Below are 6,054 nucleotides of genomic sequence, written 5' to 3' on the forward strand. Positions count from 1 at the left end.
TCGATCTGGGCCGCCCGGTTCCTGCTGCCCGTCGACACGAGCACCGCCGGCGGCACGCTCCGGGTCCTCGCCGCCCTGCAGGGCACCCGCGACGACCCGACGACCGCCGAGCAGCCCGGCAAGATCATGCACGAGCTGCGCCAGGCGTCCCTGCCGGTCGACAACGACGAGATCTCGCTGCCGCCGCTGTACTACGGCACGGTCGACGCGACCGCGCTCTGGGTGTGCCTGCTGCACGACGCGTGGCGTGCCGGGCTCCCCGACGCCGAGGTCGAGGCGCTCCTGCCCGCGCTGGAGCGGGCGCTCGCGTGGATGCGCGACCACGGCGACGCCGACGGCGACGGGTTGCTCGAGTACGTCGACGAGTCCGGCCGCGGCCTCGCGAACCAGGGCTGGAAGGACTCCGGCGACAGCGTGCAGTGGCGCGACGGCACACTCGCCACGGGACCGATCGCGCTGTGCGAGGTGCAGGGCTACGCCCACGAGGCCGCGGTGCACGGTGCCGACCTGCTCGACGCCTTCGGACGGGACGGCGGGGACGGCTGGCGTGCGTGGGCGGTGCGGCTCGCCGAACGCTTCCGCGCCGCGTTCTGGGTGGCCGACGAGGTGGGCCGGTACCCGGCGATCGCCCTCGACGCCGACAAGCGGCCGGTCGACTCCGCGACGAGCAACATCGGGCACCTGCTCGGTACGGGACTGCTCACCCCGGACGAGGAGGCCGTCGTCGCCGACCGGGTCGTGCGCCCGGACATGGCGAGCGGCTTCGGTCTGCGGACCCTGTCCACGACGGCCGCCGGGTACTGGCCGCTGAGCTACCACGGCGGCACCGTCTGGGCGCACGACACCGCCGTGGTGATCGCCGGCCTCACCCGCTCCGGACACCACGACGCGGCCCGGACGCTGGCGGAGCAGCTCCTCGCGGCGGCGGTCGCGTTCGACTTCCGGATGCCCGAGCTGCACGCGGGGGACGACGTGTCCGAGGTCGCCCGTCCGGCACCGTACCCGGCCGCCTGTCGTCCGCAGGCGTGGAGCGCCGCGGCGGCCTTCCCGGTCTGGGTGGCGATGGGAGGATGACGGGGTGACCACCGCCACCGTCCCGCTCTTCCTCGACTGCGACACCGGTGTCGAAGACGCCCTCGCCCTCGCCTACCTGCTCGACGTCCCGCACGTCGACCTGGTCGGCATCGGCACGGTGTCCGGCAACACCGACGCCGCGACGGCCGCGGCGAACACCGCGGCGCTCCTCGCCCTGTGCGGCCGGACGGTGCCCGTCGCGATCGGCGCCAACGACCCGATCGGCGGCTCGTACGGCGGCGGCGCACCGCACGTGCACGGGGCGAACGGCATCGGCGGCGTCGAGCTGGCGCCGGGGGTCGCCGCCGCGGACGACCCCGCGGCCGAGCTCCTCGTCCGGCTCGCCCGCGAACACGCCACGGGTGACCGGAAGCTCGACGTCCTGGCCATCGGGCCGCTGACGAACCTCGCCGTGGCGCTCGAGGCCGAGCCGCGACTGCCGGAGCTCGTCGGCACGCTCACGATCATGGGCGGCGCGGTGTGGGACGCGGGCAACGTGTCGCCGACGGCCGAGGCGAACGTGCACAACGACGCCGAGGCCGCCCGTCGGGTCCTCCGCGCCGGCTTCGACCTCGTGCTCGTGCCGCTCGACGTCACCCGGCAGCACCGCTTCGACGACGCCGACGCCGACCGGTTCACGGCGGCCGGCGATCCACTGCGGGTCGCACTCGGCACGATGCTGCGGAGCTACGTCGACTTCTACGAGTCGGTCGACCACGTCCGCCGGGCACCGCTCCACGACCCGCTGGCGGCGGCGATCGCGGCGGGCGAGGTCGAGCCCGTCGTCCGGACCACCCCCCTCGACGTGGTGGTCGGCGGGGCCGAGCACGGCCGGACCGTGCTCGCGACCGACGGGCCGACGGTCCGGGTCGTGGTGACGGCGGACGACCGCGCGGCGGAGGTCGTCCGCGACCGCATCCTGCACGTGGCGATCGTGTCCGACGACCGGGCCGACAAGGACGGCGCCGGTCGGTAGCCCGGGCTGGGTCGGCGGTACGGTCGGGGGATGGACCCGACCGACGAGCTCGCCGCGCAGCTCCGGCACGCGATCGGACGGGTCGTGCGCGCGATCCGCCGTGAGTCCGACGCCCTGCCGACGACGCACTCCACGACGCTCGGGTTCCTGCACCGCGAGGGGCCGATGACCATCGCGGACCTCGCCAGACGGCGCGGCGTGAAGCACCAGGGGCAGTCCCGGACGGTCGCCGAGCTCGCCGACCTCGGCCTCGTCGAGCGCGCGGCCTCGGACACCGACCGCCGGGTGTCGGTGATCGGCATCACCGCTGCGGGCCGAACCGTGTTGCAGGACGAGATGGACGCACGTGCGGACTGGCTCGCGGCCGCCCTGCGCGAGGAGCTCGACGACGAGGAGCGCGCGGTGCTGCAGCGGCTGCCGGAGCTGTTCGAACGCATCGCACGACGGGCGGACTGAACGCTTCCTCACCGTGCGCCGGACAGAGGCCTACAACACAGTTGTAGACTTTCGGCATGCAGCTGACGAAGTACAACCACGCCACGGTCGTCCTCGAGCAGGACGGCACCACCCTCGTCATCGACCCGGGCGCGTTCACGCCGGAGGCGGCCGACCTCGTCCGTGCCGCGACCGCGGTCCTCGTCACGCACGAGCACCCCGACCACTTCGACATCGACGCCGTCCGTGCCGGGCTCGACGCCGACGACACCCTCGTGGTGCGCGGACCGGCGGCGATCGTCGAGCAGCTCGGCGCGTACGACGGCCGCGTGGTCGCGGTCAGCGCCGGCGACGCGTTCGAGGTCGGACCGTTCTCGGTGCAGGTCTTCGGCGAGGAGCACGCCGTCATCCACCGCGACGTCCCCACGATCGCGAACGTCGGCTACCTCGTGGACGGCACCGTCTTCCACCCCGGTGACGCGTACCTCGTGCCCGGTGTCCCGGTCGAGACCCTCCTCCTGCCGACCAGTGGGCCGTGGACGAGCACCGCCGAGGCCGTCGACTACGTCCGCGAGGTCGCGCCCGAGCGCGCCGTGCAGATCCACGAGGCGATGCTGAGCGAGCTCGGCCAGCAGTCCGCCGCGCGGTTCCTCGGCCCGGACGGGCTCGGACCGGTGCCGATCCGCATCCTGCCCGCGGGCGAGTCGATCACCGTCTGACGGACGCGACGGCCGTGCAGGGGGCGATCCGCGCCTCGAGGACGGCCGTGCGCTCCGTGCCCACGTCGCGCCGACGGCGGCATCCGTGACAGGATCGACGGTCGTGATCACGATCGAACGCGTTCCGTGGGAGGACCCCCGTGGCGTGGCGCTCCGCGCCCGCATGGACGAGGAGATGCACGAGCGGTACGGCTCGTCGAACGGCGACGAGGACCCGGCGGTCACCGCCGAACGCGACCGGGCGCTCGCGGTGGACCCGGCCACCATCATCACCTCGATCCTCGCGCTCGACGACGACGGCGAGCCCCTCGGGCACATCGCCGTCCGCCGCCTCGGGGACGAGGTCGAGCTGAAGCGTCTCATCGTCCTCGCCGCCGCCCGTGGCAAGGGGGCCGCGACGGCCCTGCTCGCCGAGGGGGAGCGCGTCGGGCGTGAGTCGGGTGCCGCGCGGCTGATCCTGCAGACCGGCGACAAGCAGCCCGAGGCCGTCGCGCTCTACGAGAAGACCGGGTGGTCGCCGATCCCCGTGTACGAGCCCTACGCCGCGACGATGCCGTGGTCGTTCTGCTTCGAGAAGGCGCTGTAGCGGTACCCCGATCGCACATTGCACTCTCAGTGCGATAGTGCAATTCTTGTTCGGTGAGCACCACCGAACGCACCCGCGCGCTGCGCCGACGCATGATCGTCGAGGCACGTCGGGCGACCGTCGAGCACGGGCTGCACGGCTTCACGATCGAGCAGCTCTGCGAGACGGTCGGGGTGTCCCGGCGGACGTTCTTCAACCACTTCGCGTCGAAGGACGACGCCGTGCTCGGCATCGAGATCAACGCGGACGTCGAGGCCATCGACGCGTACGCCGCGGGCGGCGTCGTCCGGGCCGACCTCCCACCGCTCGACTCGATCGTCGCGCTGGCGATCGACCAGTTCCACCGGGCGGGGATCGACCGCGCCGACGAGGTCCTCGTCCGCGGGGTCTTCGAGCGGGAGCCGGCGCTCGTCGCCCGGTTCCTCTCGGCGACCGACGTGCAGCTCGGCCGGATCACGGCCGCCGTCCGTGTGCGCTTCGGGTGGGACGACCCGGCGGACCGTCGTGCCCGCCTCGTCACCGAGGCCGCGGCCGGGCTGCTNCAGGTGACGGCGGAGACGTTCTTCGACGACGCGTTCGACGAGACCACCGGCCCCGCCCTTCGACGAGCTGCTCACCGAGAACCTCCGCCTGATGCGGGCGGCCACCACGACCGGACAGGACACCACCGAATGAGCGCCACCGCGCCGGGCACCACCAAGCGTGCCCGCCCAGGCACCGACGGGCCGCTGCTCCTCACGCAGCGCCGGATCTGGATCATCTTCTCCGCGCTCATCGCGGGGATGCTGCTCTCCAGCCTCGACCAGACCATCGTCTCGACGGCGATGCCGACCATCGTCGGCGAGCTCGGCGGCGTCGCGCACCAGGCGTGGCTGACGACCGGGTACCTGCTCGCCTCGACCATCGTCATGCCGGTCTACGGCAAGTTCGGTGACGTCCTCGGTCGCCGCAACCTGTTCCTCATCGCGATCGCCCTGTTCACCATCGCGTCGGCCGGGTGTGCCTTCGCCGGCGACTTCACCCAGCTCGTGGTGTTCCGCGCCGTGCAGGGCCTCGGCGGTGGCGGTCTGATGATCCTGTCGCAGGCGATCATCGCGGACATCGTGCCGGCCTCGCAGCGCGGCAAGTACCTCGGCCCGCTCGGCGCGATCTTCGGCCTGTCCGCGATCGGCGGCCCGCTCCTCGGCGGCTTCTTCGTCGACCACCTCACCTGGAACTGGGCGTTCTACATCAACATCCCGGTCGGCATCGCGGCGTTCTTCGTCGCGTGGTTCGCGCTGACCCTGCCGAGCAAGAAGGCCACCAAGCGGATCGACGTCCTCGGTGTGCTGTTCATGTCCGCCGCGACCACCTGCCTGGTGTTCTTCTCGGAGTTCGGCGGCAGCAAGGACCACGGCTGGGACGCCCCCGAGACCTGGGCCTGGTTCGCCGGGCTCGTCGTGGCCGCGGCGCTCCTCGTCCTCGTCGAGTCGCGTGCCGCGGACCCGGTCCTCCCGCTGTCGTTCTTCCGGAACCGCACGTTCCTGCTCGCGACCGGCATCGGCCTCGTGCTCGGCATCGGCATGTTCGCCGCGATCGGCTTCGTCCCGACGTTCCTGCAGATGGCGTCCGGCACCTCGGCGGCGGTCTCGGGGCTCCTCATGCTGCCGATGATGGTCGGCCTGATCGGCACGTCGATCGCGTCCGGCACCCTGATCACGAAGACCGGCCGCTACCGGATGTTCCCGATCGTCGGGACGGTCCTGGTCGCCCTCGCGATGCTCGCCATGACCCAGCTCGCGGCGGACACCCCGATCTGGCTCATCTGCGCCTACCTGTTCGTCTTCGGTGCGGGGCTCGGCCTCATCATGCAGGTGGTCGTCCTCGTGGCGCAGAACGCGGTGCCGGCCGAGCAGGTCGGGACAGCGACCTCGACGAACAACTACTTCCGCGAGGTCGGCGCCTCCCTCGGCACCGCCGTGTTCGGTGCGCTCTTCACCGCGCGGCTCACGACGTCGCTCACGGACGTGTTCCGGGGCGCCGGCGGCTCGGCGACCGACGCGGCGTCGTCGGCGGGCAGCATCGACCCGGCGACGGTGGCGAAGCTCCCCGAGGCGGTGCAGGACGGGATCGTGAACGCGTACGCCGACTCGCTGGCGCCCGTGTTCTGGTACCTGCTGCCGGTCATCGCGGTGGCGTTCCTGCTCGCACTGTTCCTGCCGCAGATCACGCTGTCCGACACGGCCGGCATGGTCGCCCGTGGCGAGGCCGTCGGCGGCGCCAAG

Annotated in this window: 6 protein-coding genes and 1 pseudogene; all 7 read left to right on the forward strand. The window is 72.5% G+C overall.

The window, feature by feature from the left end; all coding sequences use genetic code 11:
• The coding region (locus tag I5E_RS14175; protein ID WP_022907566.1) for an amylo-alpha-1,6-glucosidase at positions 1 to 1,074 on the forward strand (1,074 nt) is incomplete at its 5' end.
• A 4-nt stretch (positions 1,075 to 1,078) separates the two neighbouring features.
• Positions 1,079 to 2,050 (forward strand): nucleoside hydrolase, encoded by a 972-nt coding sequence (locus I5E_RS14180; protein ID WP_022907567.1) that lies wholly within the window; start codon positions 1,079 to 1,081, stop codon positions 2,048 to 2,050.
• A 30-nt stretch (positions 2,051 to 2,080) separates the two neighbouring features.
• Positions 2,081 to 2,506, forward strand: a complete 426-nt coding sequence (locus I5E_RS14185; RefSeq protein WP_022907568.1) for a MarR family winged helix-turn-helix transcriptional regulator — start codon at positions 2,081 to 2,083, stop codon at positions 2,504 to 2,506.
• A 56-nt stretch (positions 2,507 to 2,562) separates the two neighbouring features.
• On the forward strand, positions 2,563 to 3,204 hold the full coding sequence (locus I5E_RS14190) for an MBL fold metallo-hydrolase (protein WP_022907569.1): 642 nt from the start codon (positions 2,563 to 2,565) through the stop codon (positions 3,202 to 3,204).
• 103 nt (positions 3,205 to 3,307) lie between these two features.
• Positions 3,308 to 3,790 carry a GNAT family N-acetyltransferase gene (locus I5E_RS14195; RefSeq protein ID WP_022907570.1) on the forward strand — a complete coding sequence of 161 codons (483 nt, stop codon included), beginning with the start codon at positions 3,308 to 3,310 and terminating at the stop codon, positions 3,788 to 3,790.
• A gap of 92 nt (positions 3,791 to 3,882) precedes the next feature.
• Positions 3,883 to 3,996: pseudogene (locus tag I5E_RS26505) on the forward strand (TetR family transcriptional regulator); the annotation flags it as partial.
• Positions 3,997 to 4,461: 465 nt separating this feature from the next.
• Positions 4,462 to 6,054, forward strand: a 1,593-nt coding sequence (locus I5E_RS14200; RefSeq protein WP_042723909.1) for an MDR family MFS transporter, incomplete at its 3' end; no start/stop codon positions are given.

This window comes from Curtobacterium sp. B18 (assembly GCF_000333375.1).
Lineage (GTDB): Bacteria > Actinomycetota > Actinomycetes > Actinomycetales > Microbacteriaceae > Curtobacterium.